This window comes from Sodaliphilus pleomorphus, assembly GCF_009676955.1.
In the GTDB taxonomy this organism is placed as follows: Bacteria; Bacteroidota; Bacteroidia; order Bacteroidales; family Muribaculaceae; genus Sodaliphilus; species Sodaliphilus pleomorphus.
On sequence record NZ_CP045696.1, the window covers coordinates 2,811,392 to 2,827,126 of the forward strand.

Annotated in this window: 12 protein-coding genes and 1 pseudogene; 2 read left to right on the forward strand and 11 right to left on the reverse strand. The window is 55.5% G+C overall.

Annotated elements, in window-relative coordinates:
* Window positions 1-326 precede the first annotated feature (326 nt).
* A complete protein-coding gene (locus GF423_RS11605; protein ID WP_154328514.1) occupies window positions 327-2,297 on the forward strand; it encodes a DNA topoisomerase IV subunit B in 1,971 nt (656 codons plus the stop codon).
* Window positions 2,298-2,350: 53 nt separating this feature from the next.
* On the forward strand, window positions 2,351-2,845 hold the full coding sequence (coaD, locus tag GF423_RS11610) for a pantetheine-phosphate adenylyltransferase (protein ID WP_154328515.1): 495 nt from the start codon (window positions 2,351-2,353) through the stop codon (window positions 2,843-2,845).
* 18 nt (window positions 2,846-2,863) lie between these two features.
* On the opposite strand, the gene GF423_RS11615 is transcribed toward coaD, so the two are convergent.
* From GF423_RS11615 to GF423_RS11665, 11 genes and pseudogenes are all read right to left on the reverse strand, one after another.
* The gene (locus GF423_RS11615) at window positions 2,864-3,457 is read right to left on the reverse strand and encodes a hypothetical protein (RefSeq protein WP_154328516.1); all 594 of its coding nucleotides are present in this window, start codon (window positions 3,455-3,457) and stop codon (window positions 2,864-2,866) included.
* Window positions 3,458-3,709: 252 nt separating this feature from the next.
* Window positions 3,710-4,024 (reverse strand): annotated as a pseudogene (locus tag GF423_RS11620) (IS1634 family transposase); the annotation flags it as partial.
* Window positions 4,025-4,331: 307 nt separating this feature from the next.
* Window positions 4,332-4,697 carry a hypothetical protein gene (locus tag GF423_RS11625; RefSeq protein WP_154328517.1) on the reverse strand — a complete coding sequence of 122 codons (366 nt, stop codon included), beginning with the start codon at window positions 4,695-4,697 and terminating at the stop codon, window positions 4,332-4,334.
* Between the two features lie 56 nt (window positions 4,698-4,753).
* Window positions 4,754-4,945 carry a hypothetical protein gene (locus tag GF423_RS11630; protein ID WP_154328518.1) on the reverse strand — a complete coding sequence of 64 codons (192 nt, stop codon included), beginning with the start codon at window positions 4,943-4,945 and terminating at the stop codon, window positions 4,754-4,756.
* Between the two features lie 86 nt (window positions 4,946-5,031).
* Window positions 5,032-6,165 carry an acyltransferase gene (locus GF423_RS11635; RefSeq protein WP_154328519.1) on the reverse strand — a complete coding sequence of 378 codons (1,134 nt, stop codon included), beginning with the start codon at window positions 6,163-6,165 and terminating at the stop codon, window positions 5,032-5,034.
* A gap of 63 nt (window positions 6,166-6,228) precedes the next feature.
* On the reverse strand, window positions 6,229-7,530 hold the full coding sequence (flxY, locus tag GF423_RS11640) for a flexirubin biosynthesis putative acyl-CoA ligase FlxY (RefSeq protein WP_154328520.1): 1,302 nt from the start codon (window positions 7,528-7,530) through the stop codon (window positions 6,229-6,231).
* A gap of 6 nt (window positions 7,531-7,536) precedes the next feature.
* Complete coding sequence (locus tag GF423_RS11645) at window positions 7,537-8,454, reverse strand: alpha/beta hydrolase (protein WP_206113248.1); 918 nt, start codon at window positions 8,452-8,454, stop codon at window positions 7,537-7,539.
* Window positions 8,444-9,952, reverse strand: a complete 1,509-nt coding sequence (locus GF423_RS11650) for a phytoene desaturase family protein (RefSeq protein WP_154328522.1) — start codon at window positions 9,950-9,952, stop codon at window positions 8,444-8,446. The genes GF423_RS11645 and GF423_RS11650 overlap by 11 nt, the downstream gene beginning before the upstream one ends.
* Entirely contained in the window at window positions 9,949-11,451 is a 1,503-nt protein-coding gene (locus tag GF423_RS11655; protein ID WP_154328523.1) for a phytoene desaturase family protein, read from the reverse strand. The genes GF423_RS11650 and GF423_RS11655 overlap by 4 nt, the downstream gene beginning before the upstream one ends.
* The gene (locus GF423_RS11660; RefSeq protein WP_154328524.1) at window positions 11,441-14,983 is read right to left on the reverse strand and encodes a 1-acyl-sn-glycerol-3-phosphate acyltransferase; all 3,543 of its coding nucleotides are present in this window, start codon (window positions 14,981-14,983) and stop codon (window positions 11,441-11,443) included. The genes GF423_RS11655 and GF423_RS11660 overlap by 11 nt, the downstream gene beginning before the upstream one ends.
* The gene (locus GF423_RS11665; RefSeq protein WP_235911678.1) at window positions 14,980-15,735 is read right to left on the reverse strand and encodes a glycosyltransferase family 2 protein; all 756 of its coding nucleotides are present in this window, start codon (window positions 15,733-15,735) and stop codon (window positions 14,980-14,982) included. Before GF423_RS11665 ends, GF423_RS11660 begins: the two co-directional genes overlap by 4 nt.

Sequence of the window (15,735 nt, forward strand, 5' to 3'; positions counted from 1 at the left end):
AACTGTCAAAGTCCCGGGCAGGTGCGTGGCCTGCAATGAGCGTGGCAAAGATGTAGGCGTCGGGCACAACCACGATGAGTGTCATCGACAAGAAAAACCATTTCATGTTGCAAAGGTAACTATAATTTGCCCCTCGGCCTTTCTCTTGCAATAAAAAAACGTCTTGGCTCACGCTGGTCAGTTTTCAGAATTGAAAAAACAATAGGTTGAAATATAGCGTGTTGTGTGCTGTTGTCCTGGCCAGCAATGTGCCCGGCATGTTGGGCATGTGGGATTTTTTTTTTAACTTTGTGAGTCAATTCAGAATACACTGCAATTTAAGTTAGATGGAAGAAAAACTGGAATTGAACCAGAACAAAGAGGGCATTGAGCAGCCGAGCGACTTCGGTGGCTACGACAAACTGGTGACGCTCACTCCCCGCGAGCACATCAGGTTGCGTCCTGGCATGTACATAGGCAAGCTGGGTGACGGCAGCCAGAGCGACGACGGCATCTACGTGCTCATGAAGGAGGTGATCGACAACAGCATCGATGAGTACAACACGGGGTTTGCCAAGCCCCTGATTGAAATTGATGTGGCCGACGGTACCGTGACAATACGCGACTATGGCCGCGGTATCCCCCTCGACCAGGTGAGAGATGCCTCGAGCAAGATGAATACCGGCGCCAAGTATGACTCCAAGAACTACAAGCGCTCGGTGGGCCTGAATGGCGTGGGTATCAAGGCTGTCAATGCGCTGTCGTCGCACTTCTACATTCGCAGTGTGCGCGATGGCCAGAGTGCTGCCGTGACCTACAGCGAGGGCTTGGTCGAGAGCGAGACGGGCATCGTCGATGCCGGCCCCGACGAGGAAAACGGCACGCTGGTGAAATTCACCCCCGACAATACGATTTTCAAGAACTACGAGTTCCACGACGACATTGTCGAGGCAATGGTGAAAAACTACTCCTTCCTCAACACTGGCCTCACGCTCGTCTACAACGGCAAGCGCTACCACTCGCGCAACGGCCTGCTCGACCTGGTGAAGGAGAACATGACCAACGACCCGCTCTACAAGCCCATGTACTTCAAGGGCGACGACATCGAGGTGGTCATCACCCATGCAGCGCAGGTGGGCGAGGAGTTCTACTCCTTTGTCAACGGCCAGCACACTACCCAGGGTGGCACTCACCAGACGGCATTTCGCGAGGCGCTCTCACGCACCATCAAGGAGTTCTATGGCAAGAACTTTGAGTATAGCGACATTCGCAACGGCATTGTGGCCGCCATTGCCATCAAGGTAGAGGAACCGGTCTTTGAGTCGCAAACCAAGATTAAGCTGGGCAGCAGCGTCATGTGGAAAGACGGCCCCACCATCTACAAGTTTATCAACGACTTCATCAAGAAGCAACTCGACGACTACTTGCACAAGGATGCCGATACTGCCGAGGTGCTGCTCAAGAAAATACAGGAAAGCGAGCGTGAGCGCAAAGCCATTGCCGGCGTCACCAAGCAGGCCCGTGAGCGGGCCAAGAAGGTGGCGCTCAACAACAGCAAGCTGCGCGACTGCCGTGTGCACTTCAACGACGCGCGAGCTCCAAAAGACAACGACCGCCGCGAGGAAAGCTCGATTTTCATCACCGAGGGCCTCTCGGCAAGCGGCAGCATCACCAAGATACGCGACGTGGAGACGCAGGCGGTGTTCTCTCTGCGCGGTAAGCCGCTCAACACCTTTGGGCTGCAACCTGCCCAAGTGGTGCAAAACGAAGAGTTCAGCCTGCTGCAGGCCGCCCTCAACATCGAGGACAGTATCGACAACTTGCGCTACAACAAGGTGATTGTTGCCACCGATGCCGATGTCGACGGCATGCACATACGCCTGCTGTTGCTCACCTATTTCCTCCAGTTCCATCCCGAGTTGATCAAGACGGGCCATCTCTACATCTTGCAGACGCCGCTCTTCCGTGTGCGCAACCGCAAGGAAGCCAAGCGCAAGAGCCGTGCCGCAGGACGCGAGGCCAAGCTCATCAAGCCCGAGACCTACTATTGCTATACCGACGAGGAACGCGTGCGTGCCATCAACAAGCTCGGCGACAATGCCGAGATCACGCGATTCAAGGGTCTTGGGGAAATTAGCCCCGACGAGTTTGCCGACTTCATAGGCCCCGATATGCGCCTCGACCGTGTGCAGCTGCGCAAGGAAGACGCGGTCAACAAGATGCTTGAGTTCTTTATGGGCAAGAACACGATGGAGCGTCAGGAGTTTATTGTCGACAACCTGGTCATCGAGGACGACGAGGACATCACCGTGCATTGAGCACGGAGCGGAGTGAAGTGATATTACCGACACATAGAGCCAAAAAATCAATTATGAGCAACACCAAGATAGCTGTGTTTCAAGGGTCGTTCGACCCGTTTACCCGTGGGCATGAGTCGATTGTGCAACGCGCCCTCACCATCTTCGACCAGGTTGTGGTGCTTGTAGTGCACAACAGCCTCAAGCAAGGCTACTTCGATGTCGACACGCGTGTGAGCATCATCGAGGACACTTTCAGCAATGAGCCCCGTGTGAGGGTGATGGCCAGCGATGGCCTCACGGTGAACGTGGCCAAGCAGGTGGGAGCCTGCTGCTTTGTGCGCGGTGTGCGCACGGTGCAGGACTACGAGTATGAAATGAGCATAGCCGAGGTCAACCTCAAGTTTTCGGGCATCGAGACCCTGCTGCTCTACACCTTGCCCGAGTTCAGCCACATTTCCAGCACCATTGTGCGCGAGTGGCTCAAGTACGGCAAAGACATGACCGAATATCTGCCCCAGGGGCTGAGCCCGCACATGCTTGCCCAGGTGCTGAGCAAGCGGCGATAGCGCTGAGTGCCGGGTGCGTTAAGGGGCCGATTGCCGGTAGACGTCGTTGAGCAGCCTCATGGCCGACTTGAACCGCCGGGTGAGCATCGTCTCGATGGCGTCGTAGGTCTCCTTAGTGATCTTGATTCCGTTTTCAAATTGTTGCAATTCTATTTCTTCAAATTCTGTTTCTTGGTTGGGCAGATAGATGTGATCAGGTTCGATGTGGATGCTCCGGGTATAGGCTTTCTTGGGTATCCCGTTCCCAATCACGATCACACGGCTCACCGAGTCGATAAACGCGAAATTGTCGCCCGTCTGCACTTTGCCCTTGAATAGCCCCAAGCTGTTGGTGAGCACCATGCGCAGGCTGGTCTGTGTCATCTCTTTCATGCGGTCCTCGACTTGGTTGTAGATGTCAACATCGATTTTGTGTGCCTGTGCCATCTTCACGTTGTCATCCTCACGGGCGATGTCGATGTATTGTGCAAGCATTTCGCAATTGCTCACCCGGCAGCAGCGGCATCGATAGCTGTTGCCCTGTTCGCTTTCTGGCAGTATTTTATAGATGTAGTACACGTTGTCATGCTCTTGGCTTAATCTTAAGTAACATTCTTCAGGTTTTAATTTCATCTGTGTTCACAATTGTTTTTTGGGTACGACAAATATAGCTGATTTTGTTCTTTTAGCAAATATTTTGATGCAAAAATCCTATGTTTTTCAGTAGCAGGTCGTGTTTCTTTCATTCAAGAGCTTTAGAATAAGAGCATCCACACAGCCCTTTTTCTGAAAAAGGATTGATGTGGATGCAGTCTCTTGTGAGTGTTTCGCGATGGGCCCCTATGGCAACGCCGATGTCACTGCTGTGTTTTTTTCCTGACTTCGTCATCGCATACCCCAAAATTCGCCAGTGAATAGTTTTGCTATTCGCTGATGTCGTTTCATGGGCATTGTCTTTGTGACAGTTTTGCCACTCTCAGGCAGTCGGAACACGATGGTGGTGACAGTCTTTGCCATGTTCAGCACCTTGTCAACGCTCATGCCGATGTTGGCGGCTTTGAGCCTGCGTTCAAGTTCTTTGTAGCACTTCAAGGCCACGAAGCAGATGCAGACGTGCGCCTCGATGCGCTTGCGTGTGAAGTGGAACATGGGGCGTATCTCGATTTTCGACTTTGCAATGCGGAACGCCCGCTCTACGTTCAACTCATCAACTTCGCTTTCATCCCTGGCGATGCCGATAGTTGCCAGTTTAGTATACTTGCCTTTATTCTTTTCTGCTACTATCACACTTACACTACCCGACCGATTATGTATCTTCTTTATGAACATAGTTAAAAAAACTTTTGCATACCCCAAAAACAGGGTATGTAAAATTACAACAATTTGATTAATAGGAAATTACAAATTAATACTTTTCCTCCTTGAAAAAGTGACGAAGTCAGGAGGATTGATGTGGATGCAGTCTCTTGTGAGTGTTTCGCGATGGGCCCCTATGGCAGCGCCGATGTCACTGCTGTGTTATTTTCAAGATGGGATACGACGAGATGCGGTAGATGTATTTATAGGTCAAGTCCCAGCCCAGGGTGAGGCCCAAGAGATACAGGGCATGCTTGAGCTCTCTTTCTCCGTATTGCTTTAATACATCTTTGAGCTTGTTGATGTGTACACCGTAGTACAGCTTGTTTGTATCGAGGCCCGCCTCGAAGTCCTTTTTCAACCGCAAGAACAGAAACGCAATTGTGAAGAAATTTTTAAAGATTTTGTCGGTGCCGGCCACGACTTTGCTCGATCTGATATAATATGATATTTGTTCAAATGTCGCCTTATTGTCGAAGTCTTGGTAGATGTGCTTGCCCAGTTTGCTTCCTTGCACCACCGAGGCGTCGATTTCAGCTGCCTTCGTGTAGTTGCCGTAGGCATGAAGTGCGTCTAAGAAGAAGCCCCGATTGTCGTCGGGATAATTTTGATGGCGCTCATAGAGCAGCAGATAGGTCCAAATGGAGAGTTTACCCCGAGGCCGGTGCTCGTGCCGAAATCGATGCCCACAAAGGTCTTGTCTTTCAATCGCTCCTCGACGTCGGCAGGAAACTGGAAAAGCTGTTTAAGTGTTAATGATGCCATGTTTATCTTCGTTTTTGGTTTTTATGCTACATGATAGGAATGGTGCAAAAATTGTGCCACGGCGGCAGACACGTGGGGTTTTGTTTTCAGCCTGGTAGACGCTCCTTGTTGGTCACGGGGTTGGCATAGATGCCCAGGAGGATGTTGCGCAGCACCTCGGGCTCGTCGACGTAGTCGTAGCGGTGCAGCTGCTGCAGGTGGGCAATGAAGTCGGCCTCTTGCTGGGCAGTGTAGCGGTGCTTGTAGCGGCTTTGGGCGTAGAGCAGGTCGTGGGCAATGTAGTTGTTGGGCGTGAGCCGGTAGGCAGCTATGATGCGGCGGTCGAGCAGCTTGGCCACTTGTCGATGATAGTCGGTGCTGGTGCAGTCGTTGAATTGCATGAGCTCGTCGTGCCCCAGGGGACGCCCTATCGAGAAATGCACCTGTCCCTTGGGCTGCACGATGCCGGTGATGATGCTGGTGAGGTCCTCGCCGGGCTTCTTGATATATTTCTCGGTGCGCGACATGTAGAGCTCTATGGCCTTGAGCACGTCGCAGGGCTCCCACTCGTAGCTCACGGTCACGGGCACGATGTGCAGCTGCTCGAGTGCCTCGATTTTGTCTTGCGGGTGGCTCATGCAAAACATCTTGATGATGCCTTGGTCGGTCGTGTCGTTGCCGTCTTTGGTGCGGCCGTTGCGCTGAGCAATCCACACCGAGTGGTGCAGGCGGGTCACGGCATTGCGTATATAGTTGGACAAGTGCATGCTCGAGAGATAGAAGTCCTTCATGTTGCCGCCTCGCTCCACGCGAAACATCTTGTTGCTCTTGCCCAGGTCGATCATGAGCTCGCCCTGCATCAAGTTGGCTCCAAATGTGATCTCGCTGGTGTCGTGGCCGTGGGCGAGCAGCACGTTTTGCAGCAGCGAGGCGTCGAGCATGATGTCGCGGTGGTTGCTCACAAAGAGGTAGCTGCCTCTTGGCTCGATGTGGCTGGTGCCGTCGCAGGTGAACGTGGTGATGGAGTTGGCAATGATGCGCTCGTTGGCTATCCTCATCACTTGGTACTGGAAGTCGTAGATGGTGCTAAACGAGAGCATCATGTCGCGCACTTGCTCTGTGGGCAGGTGGGGGAAAACATATCGTGCCAGGAGCGGGAAAAAATCGTTGCGCACAATGCGGTGCATGGCCGCGGGTATCTCGCTGTCGGTGTAGGGGCGTATGTCGTCGTAATTCTCCATATAGGGGCTTGTGTTGTCGTTCTGTCGGTATAGGTGATGATGTGTGACCTTGTTTAACTGTGGCTACTCGTCGTGCTTGCGCAGGTCGATAAATTTCACTGGCTTGCGCGACTTGGCAGGGAAGTTGATTTTCTGTATCTCGCCGGGGCTGGCTATCTCCACCCTGGGTGCCACGCGCAAGTGGGCGCGGAAGCGGTCTTTGAGCGCCTTTACGGCATCATAGTCTACAGGGTGCTTGAGCCCCACTTTCACAATCACGTCGTCGGTGCCGCTGTCGCTGTCTTGCACGGTCACCACATAGTTCTCCACGATGTCGATGTTGTCGAGCACGTCGTTGATGGCAGGCGGATACAGTGTGGTGCCCTTGAGCTTTATCATGTTGTTTTTGCGGCCCACCAGGGGCGTGAGGCGGTAGCTGTTGCGACCGCACTTGCAGGGTGCTGTGACCTTGGCGCACACATCGCCCGTGCGGAAGCGCAGCAGCGGCATGCCCTCGACACCCAGTGTGGTCACCACCACCTCGCCCACCTGGCCGTCGTCGACTGGCATGTCGTCGTCGCCTATGATTTCGACAATGATGAGCTCGGGGTGCACGTGTCCACCCTGCCCATACTGGCACTCGCTGAAGGTGGCCCCCATCTCGGTCGACGAGTAGGTGGCATAGAGGTCGACGTCCCATTTCTCTTTTATCTTGCGGCCCAGCAGGTTCAGGCTGAAGTCCTGGTTGCGCAGTCCCTCGCCTATGCCTATGATGCGTTTCACGCTTGAGTGCTTGTAGTCGATGCCGTGGTCTTCGGCCCACTGGATGAGGCGCAGTATAAACGAGGGCACGCACATCACCGAGTCGGGCTTGATGCGCTCGATGGTGTCCCACTGCAGCTCGGGGATGCCGTTGCCCACGCGTATGATGCTTGCCCCCAGCTCGCGTATGCCCAGGAAATAGGCCAGCCCTGCCATAAATCGCTTGTCGATTGTGGTCATGAGTTGAAGGATGTTGCCCGGGTGAAGGCCTGCACAGGCAAACGATTTTTTCTCGTTGTAGGCCAGCCGCTGCAGGTCTTGCTCGGTGCAGCAGAAGGTGACCGGGTCGCCCAGTGTGCCCGAGGTGGTGATGTAGTCGATGACCTTGCTCTTGGGCACGCACAAGAAGTCGTCGTTGAAGAGTTGCAGGTCTTTTTTCTCGGTGAAAGGGATTTTCTCCAAGTCCTCGAGATGTCTTATCTTGTCGACATTGATGCGATAGGAGTCAAACATGCGCCGGTAGTAGGGCGAGCACGTTTTGAGATAGCACAAGGCCGTGTGGAGCTTCTGCTCCTGAAACGCCTTGATGGTTTCGGCCGATTGAAATTCTATATCTTGTGTCATTTTTGTTTAAAGTATCTTTATTTGTTTGAGCCAGTCGACGAAAGTGTCGAGCCAGGTAGCCGCTTCGGGGCTTGTCTTGCTGGCGGTGGTGCCAAAGCCGTGCCGGCCGGTCTTGAACTGGAGGTAGCGGTGGGCGACACCTGCTGCCGACAGGGCCGAGTCCATGAGCACGCTGTTGTGGTAGTCGACGACAGGGTCGTCGAGGCAGTTGAGCAAAAACACGGGGCACTTGATGCGCCGCGCATGTAGCTCCATCGACAGCGAGTCGCGCAGCACGGGGTCGTTCTGCCACTTCTCGCTCATGAGGCCTCGACGGCTGCGGCCGTGGGTCCACTGGCTCGACATGCTCACCACGGGATAGATGGCCGCAACAAAGTCGGGGGCAAGCGACACGGCGGGCCTCAGACCAAGGGGTTCCATGAAGTTGGTCGTGGCGTTGACGGCGCTCATGAGCGCTTGATGCCCACCGGCCGAGAACCCCATCACGCCTATCTTGTGTGCGTCGATGCCATAGCTCGTGGCATTCTCGCGCACGAGCTGTATCGTGCGTTGCAAGTCCTGTATCATGTAGGGGTGATGATTGCCGCCGCCGGCCACGCGGTAGTGGGTCACAAATGCCGACTTGCCGGCGACCCTGTACTTGAGCACCACAGCTGTGATGCCGCGCTCATTTAGCGCTTGGGCTACCTGGGCGCCCTCGGTGTGCATGTCGAGCCAGAAGTAGCTGCCGCCCGGGCACACGACGATGCCCACGCCAGTGGGCCGCGACGGGCGGTAGAGCGTGTAGTACACATCTTGCTTGCCCAGCTGTGTGCCTTGCCATATGTACACCCGTTGCCCCCCTGTTGAGGCTTGCGCCTGGCCGACCGCAATGAGCAGCATGAGGCACACGAGCACCGATGTGATGATGCGGTTACTTGTCATGATTGAATGCATTGATCTTGCGTACCAGTGTGTCGGGGCCTGTGAGGGCCTCTACGGTGTTGATGGCCGTGAGTGGCACGCCGCAAATTCCGTGCAAGTTAATATTTTGTCCCGTTAGCAGCAAATTTTTAACTTTGGTGAACACTGGCACTTGCGAGAGCGCTATGTTGCAGCAGTCCTTGCTGTAGCCATAGAGTGCACCTTCTTTTTCATTGTAGTAGTCGCGTATCGTGAGCGGCGAGGCCGAGTATATCGTAGCCACTTTGGCGCCGAAACCCGGGTATAGCTCTTCGAGCCGCGACATCACCTTGGCCACATGCATGGCTTTCCATTGCTCATAGTGTGGACCTCGATGGCCAGTGCTGGTGTTTTCCCACTGCCGCACGGCACCGTAGGGCATGATGGCGTTCACAATCATCTTGCTCGCCCACGGGCCTTGCCCCAGCTCGGGAGGAGTCATGTACATGAATCCTCGCGGCCAGTTGATGGGGTTGTACTGGCCGTGCTGCCACACCAGCCCGTAGTCGTCTTGGTAATAGCAGGTGTGGTTGATGTAGGGGAAAGCTCCTGGCTTGAAGACGATGTAGAGCGTGAAGCAGGAGTAGCTCACGGGTATCTCTTGCAGCCGCATGCGGTAGGCCTTGGGAAAGGCGTTGTCGCTCACAATCTTCAACAACGAGCAAGGGTGAATGTCGCTGATGTAGTAGTCGGCGCTGTAGACACTGCCTTGAGCCGTTCTCACCTGGCTCACGCGGCGGTCGGTCACGTCGATGGCCACGACCTCCTCGCCCGTGAGCACCTCGCCGTGGGTGCCAATCACGTCGATGAGGCTGTCGGCCAGTTGCTTGCTGCCGCCTTCAAAGCGGTCGGTGCCATCGATGTAGGCCACGTTGATGAGTGCGTGTATATAGGCAGGCGTGTGGCCCTCGACACCGCCATACATGGGGTTCATGTAGGCAAGCAGGTCACGCAGCCGGGCATCCTTTATATAGTGGGCTATCAATGTGTCGGCCGGCCACAAGAAGTCCTGGCTGTGCACGGCAATGCCTTCGGCGGCAGGCCGCATGTTGAACAAGGGCACTTCTTGTGCCAGCTCATAGATGTGGGTCACATATCGGGCAATGTTGCCGGCCTCGTGGGGAAATTGCTGTTGAAGATACTGGGTGAAGCATGCTCTGCCTTCGGGTATGCGGTAGGTCGTGTTGCTCCTCAGGTAGGTGACCTCGTCGATGCAGTCGCGGTCGGCAGGGTGCAGATGCAGCTGGTCGATGATGCCCAGGTAGTTGCACACCTGGTATATGGGTCCGCCGTGGCGCAGTCCGGCCAGGATGTGCATGCCTGTGTCAAAACTCGTGCCTTGCCGCGTGAACGTCTGCAACCCTCCGCCAGCCTGGGCATTCTTCTCGAGCACAGTCACGTGGTAGCCTTCGCGCACCAGCAGTGCGCCCGTGAAGAGGCCACCCAGCCCTCCGCCTATGATTATTGCTGTGGGTCTCATTGGTTGGCTTTGTTTATTTGGTTTAGTATCAACGATGGCGTGAGCAGCTCAGAACAAGTGACGATTGCTCCCACCAGCACCCCCAGTATACCGTGCGAGTTGATATTTTGGCCTGTGAGCAACAGGTTGGGCACCTTGGTGCGGTGGTGCACACGGCATGCACTGCCCAGCCTGATGTCGTGGGCCACGCCATACATGCTCCCGCGTTCGGTGCCCGTGTAGTCGGCATAGGTGAGCGGTGTCGATGTGTAGAATTTCCTCACGTGTTTGCCCAGTCCTGGAAAATCTTTTTCTACCAGTTTGAGCAGCCGCAGGGCATGGTCGTGCTTCAACGCCTCATAGTCGGGGCCGCGGTGTCCCACCCTTGTGCCCTGCCAAGGGGCTACGTCGCTGTATCTCATGTATGACAGTACGATACCGCTCCTGGCATATTGCTGGTGGGCCTCGTTGCACATGTGCATGTAGAGATACCCCCGCGGCCAGTCACTTTCAGTGTATTTCTCACAGTTCCAGGGCGAGTCCTGGGCGTAGCCGAAGAAGTTGTAGTTCATGTAGGGCACCTCGTTGTCGTTGAAGTCTAAATACAGCGAGAAGCAGCCTATGGTGGCTGGCAACGTTGCGATGCGATGCCTGTAGATGGGTCTGAAGAGCGGCGAGTCGACCATGGCGGTCACTCGTGCCGGGTGCAGGTCGGCAATCACCACATCGGCAGGGTAGTAGCGCCCGCTTGCGGTGACCACGCCAGTGGTATGGTGGTCGTCGCAGGTGATTTTCTCCACCTTTTGGCAGGTGAGCGTCTCACCGCCTAATCGGGCAATCGTGTGCACGAGCGATTGCGCAATGTTGTCGCTTCCGCCCACCACGCGATAGGAGCTTTGATTGTAGAAGTGCATGATAAAGGCGTGGGTGGCAAAGGATGTGGCTTCGCGCTGAGCTGCGTAGAGCGGAATGTTGCCTGCCAGCACGTCTCTCAGCCTCTCGTTGCCGGTGATGCGGGCGAGTACAGTGTCGATGCTCGTCGTCTGGGCACGGGTGCTCAAGGCCGTGTTGGTCGCCTCGAGGCTCAAGCTGTGGAGCTGCGAGGCACCGGCCACCTGCTCCACAAGGTCGCAATAGCGCTCGATGTTGCTGTGCTCACTGGGGAAATAGCGGCACAGCTGGTCGACTAATGCCTCGCGGCCGGTGGCAAGCTGGTAGCGTGCGCCGTCGAAGCTGAACCGGTCGTAGCCATTGGTGTCGAGCGGGCTGAGTTCAATGTCGTCGAGCACTCCCAGGTAGCGTAGCAGCCTGTCGAGCACCTGACCCTGTCGTGCGCTCCCAATGTAGTGCATGCCAGTTTCAAATTTTGCTCCGCCGCGCACGAAGCATTGCAGGCAACCGCCCACTTGGCGTTGCTGCTCGAGCACGGTCACACGCCACCCGTTGCGTGCCAGCATCACGCCGCACGCCAGGCCGCCGAGACCGCTGCCCACGATGACACAATGCTTGCTATTCATCATTGTTGAGTGTTATGGTTTTGTCGCAATCTTCGGCATCAGGGCATGGAGAGCCTTCTCTCAGAAAATGCAGGTTGGCTGGTGCATTCACCATGTTGCGCAGCAAGGCGTAGTCGTCGTCGTCGCGAGTGAAGGCATACACCTGGCAATGGCGGTTGACCAGGGCAAAGATCCAGGGCATTTCGCCCTGTCCGCAGTTGTGTATAGCCACTGCCTTCAAGTCGCGGTTGGCCTGGTCGTCGACCCATGCCGAGTAGTTGTTGTGCCGTTTCAAGTTCTTGCTGCAACGCCTCGTCACGGCCGCTCCCTTGTAGTAATACTGATGCTTGACCATGTCGCTCCAGTAGTCCGACAGCTCGATGCGGTTGCGCAACTGCTCGAAGTGGGCGAGATACATGCGGTGATAGGCCTTGGTGCGTTCCTGGTAGGTGGCACCCATGCTCATGTCGCCGCTTTTCAACCTCGGGCCCACCACTACCGTGATGCGCCCTTTGCGCAACATGAAGTCTTTCTTGGGCAAGGCGTCGCTTGCACCATGCAGCATCACGGGCACAATGTCGGCTCCCAGCTGCTGGGCAAGATAGAAAGCCCCCTTGTGGAAGCGCATGATGCGGCCATCGGCGCTGCGGGTGCCCTCGGGGAAGATGCATATGCTGTAGCCTCGGGCATAGAGGTCTTTGATTTTGGCCATGTTATTGTCAAGCCCGCGGGTTACGGGCAGGAACTCGGCTTTGTGTATCACATAGCCATAGTAGGGATTGTTCCACGTCCAGTCGTTGGTGAAGAACACAATCTTGCTTGTGAGCTGCATCAAGTGCATGATGTCGAGATGCGATTGATGGTTGCTGATGATAATAGCCGGCTTCTCAAAGGTCTCGCCCACAGCGTTCTCCACATGTCCTTCAACGCCCAGCGTGTGCTTGCACACCCACCGGGCTATCTTCATCAGGCGGCGGTGGTAGCGGTCTCTGGCTGCATTGCTCTCGCCGTGCAGTGCGAAAAAGATGGCCACATAGGGCTTGAGCACGCAGGTGCTCATAAAGGCAAAATAGAATCCTGCCCACAGCGACCTGCCGAGACGCTTGAGGGTGATGGGCATGGGTCTTATCGACCCTTGCTTGCGGGTGAACCAGTCGAAGATGAGTGGCGGCAGGCAATAGGCCATAAACACGACTGTGAACATGCCCACTATTGTGACCTCGGCAAGCGAGCGCAATGCGGGATGCTTGGAGATGATGAGCGCTCCAATGCCCACAAACATGATTACGGCCGATAGCACCACACTGCCTGTGTACTTGTCGAGGCGCTTCTTGCCGTAGGCATACTCGTAGATGCAGCCCTCGGTGATGAAGATGGTGTAGTCGTCACCCTGGCCGAAGATGAAGGTGGCCAGGATGATGTTGACGATGTTGAATTGTATGCCCAGCAGCTGCATGATGCCCAGTATCCATAGCCAGCCCACGGCCAGTGGCAAGAAGGAAATGAGGCTGAGCTCAATGCTCCCGAAGGAGAACCACAGAAAGAAGAAAACGACAAAACCACACACATAGCTGATGTAGTTGAAATTGTCGTTGAGCACATTCACCAGCTGGTTGCTCACGTCCTTTGGACTGAAAGCCAGGATGTTGCCCGTTTTGGTGCCAGCCTTGCGCAATGTGGACTTCACGGCACCCTCCTGGCTGGACTTGGCCAGTGTGAGGTAGCTTATGATTTTCACGTCGCTCTTCTTGCTTAGCAAGTAGCTGCCAGCAAGTTGTGACGTGACGGGAGCAAAGTAGCTGGATGGCACGACAGCATGCTTGCTGCTCACCATGTCGACAAATGGTGAGAACACGCCTGGCGCAAAACCTTGCAGGGCGGCTTGCTCGTTGAGGTGTGCGACAACGACGGCAGCACGTGGTTTCCAGTAGTCGTTCCACTTCTTGAGTCGTCTTTCCTGCTCGGCCTGGCTGGGCACAAAATTGCCTATTCCTTTCACGCCTTTCACATCGTGCAGGCTCTCGAGCTGTGATTGGAGGCGGGCGTTGGCTTCGAGGGCCTCGTCGAGACTGCGGCCTTGGGCCACTGCATAAAGGTCGGTTGTGCCCGACAACGACGACAGCATCTCGAGATCGGCACGTTGCTCAGGCGTCACGTAATTGATGTGCCCCATGTTGGAGTCAAATGTGGTGCGCAGGCTCAACCACCCCAGCACCAGGGTGAGCGCCGTCACAATGCCCACAAACCATCGCTTCTGGCTGCGGTTGCCAAATGTGATGGTATTGATGTTGAAGTCGAGGTGGCGCCGGGCTATGCTGTGCTTCTTGACGTAGAGTGGCAGGAATACGAGCACAAACATGATGGTGCCTATGAGCATTAATGCCCCAAAAATGCCCAAATCGCGCATTGCGGCTGCATCGAGCCACACCAGGCACAGGAAGGCGGCCACGGTGGTGATGTTGCCCGTGAGCAGGGGAGGCACCATTTCTTTGAGTGCCTGCCGCTGGTCGCTCTCCTCTCGCATGTGGTCGAGAAAGTGTAGGGGATAGTTGACTGCAATGCCTATGATTACCGAGCCTATGCCCAGCACGATAATCGACACGCTGTGGCCAAATACCGCCATGCCGGCTATTGCCAGGAGCCACCCGAAGATGAGCGAGGCTCCTATCCACAGCAAGTCGGGCACGCTGCGGTAGTGCATCATGAGCAAGATGAGAATCACGGTCACGGCGATGGCCATGGCCCGCAGCGAGTCGCTTTTGATTTGCTCGGCATTGGTCACGGCAATGAGCGGGCCGCCTATCGCGGTCACTTTCACACCCTTGTTGTCGTGCATCACGGTGTGCATCACGCTGTCGAGCTTTTTCCCAAGTTCGGCATTTTTGCCCGACTCGCTGGCGCCAGTCTTGCTTGAGAAATACACGAGGCCGTGCTTGCCGTCGGCAGTGAAGATGTAGCCGTCGACAAGGCTGAGCTTGTCGCTCATCTTGAGCGATTGCAGCCTGGCAAGCATGGGACCGAATAGATGCAGCGGGTCGTAGCGCATGCCCCCGGTCATCATGCTGGCAGTGGGCAGCATGAGCATCTGCTTGTCTTGCACGAGTTGGCTCGCAATGTAATTGGGCTGCTTGAGCAGCGAGTCGATGCGCTCGTAGTCGGCGTCGGTAAGGAAATAGGGCGCGTTTTGATACACAAACTCGATCATCTCCATGGTCTTCTCCTCGTCGACGGTGGCTTGCACGTTGTCGATGCCGCGCTCGGCCATGAGTGTTGCAAACTGCTGCATGGCGGTTTCAAGGTTCTCGACAGGTAGTTGCCGGGTGGAGTCGCGCGAGGTGAAGATGACGGCAATCTTGTCTTGCTGGGCTATTTGCTCATAGATTTGAACGTATTTTTCATTGTCTTTCTCGCGAGGCAGAAACTTGGCAATGTCCTCCTCATAGTCCAGCCTTATGGCCAGAGCCACCATGCCTGCAACAGCGAGCAATAGCACTATTGCTGTGGCCAGGCGGTGCTTGCACAGGGTGTCGTGTATCTTAAGAAAAAACTTTGTCATCTGTTTTTAATTTTGCGATAGAGTCGCATGGGCCAGCCATAGACTACGGCACCGAAACACAGTGCCACGTTGAGCAGGCTGATGCGCCCGAAATCGGCCCACGGTCTGAAGTGGGTCACGCGCTCGACTTGTGGCGGATAGTATACACGCACCTTCACCGGCACGATCTCGATGCCGTGCCATGCTGCAAAAACAAGCATCTCGAGTTCGGCCTCGTAGCGCGATGTGGTGATGCCCAGCCAGCGCAGCCGCTTGAGCGGATACAGGCGAAATCCCGTCTGGGTGTCGTTGAGCTGGATACCCGTCTGCAAGGTGAACCAGAAGTTGGAAAACTTGTTGGCCATCGTGTTGCCGCGTGGCATGTTGAGGTGACCCGTGCCCCGCTCGCCCACGATGAGCGCGTCTTTGTGCTGTGTCCAGGCTGCCACAAGCTTCGGCAGGTCTTCGGGAAAATGCTGGCCGTCGCTGTCGAGGGTGATCACATAGTCCCAACCCAGTTGCATGGCCTTTTTGAATCCCTGCACCAGCGCATGGCCTTTGCCTCGGTTGGGCTTGTAGGTCACGATGTGAGGCGGCACGTCGAGTTGCTGTAGCAGGGCAAGCGTGTTGTCGGTACAACCGTCGTCGACAACAATGATGTCGCGGGTGATGGCCTCGACACGGCGCACGACGTTGGCAATGGTGCCAGCATTGTCGTAGGTGGCGATGGCCACGCCTATGCGATATTTCTTCATGATGGCGGTTGCATCCAT

Excerpts from the sequence above, each read along its gene's own strand:
- GF423_RS11630 (WP_154328518.1), bottom strand. The coding sequence starts at position 4,945 with ATGGCATCATTAACACTTAAACAGCTTTTCCAGTTTCCTGCCGACGTC.
- GF423_RS11635 (WP_154328519.1), bottom strand. The coding sequence starts at position 6,165 with ATGGAGAATTACGACGACATACGCCCCTACACCGACAGCGAGATACCC.
- GF423_RS11665 (WP_235911678.1), bottom strand. The coding sequence starts at position 15,735 with ATGGATGCAACCGCCATCATGAAGAAATATCGCATAGGCGTGGCCATC.
- GF423_RS11615 (WP_154328516.1), bottom strand. The coding sequence starts at position 3,457 with ATGAAATTAAAACCTGAAGAATGTTACTTAAGATTAAGCCAAGAGCAT.
- flxY (WP_154328520.1), bottom strand. The coding sequence starts at position 7,530 with ATGACACAAGATATAGAATTTCAATCGGCCGAAACCATCAAGGCGTTT.
- GF423_RS11660 (WP_154328524.1), bottom strand. The coding sequence starts at position 14,983 with ATGACAAAGTTTTTTCTTAAGATACACGACACCCTGTGCAAGCACCGC.
- GF423_RS11645 (WP_206113248.1), bottom strand. The coding sequence starts at position 8,454 with ATGACAAGTAACCGCATCATCACATCGGTGCTCGTGTGCCTCATGCTG.
- GF423_RS11605 (WP_154328514.1), top strand. The coding sequence starts at position 327 with ATGGAAGAAAAACTGGAATTGAACCAGAACAAAGAGGGCATTGAGCAG.
- GF423_RS11650 (WP_154328522.1), bottom strand. The coding sequence starts at position 9,952 with ATGAGACCCACAGCAATAATCATAGGCGGAGGGCTGGGTGGCCTCTTC.
- coaD (WP_154328515.1), top strand. The coding sequence starts at position 2,351 with ATGAGCAACACCAAGATAGCTGTGTTTCAAGGGTCGTTCGACCCGTTT.
- GF423_RS11655 (WP_154328523.1), bottom strand. The coding sequence starts at position 11,451 with ATGATGAATAGCAAGCATTGTGTCATCGTGGGCAGCGGTCTCGGCGGC.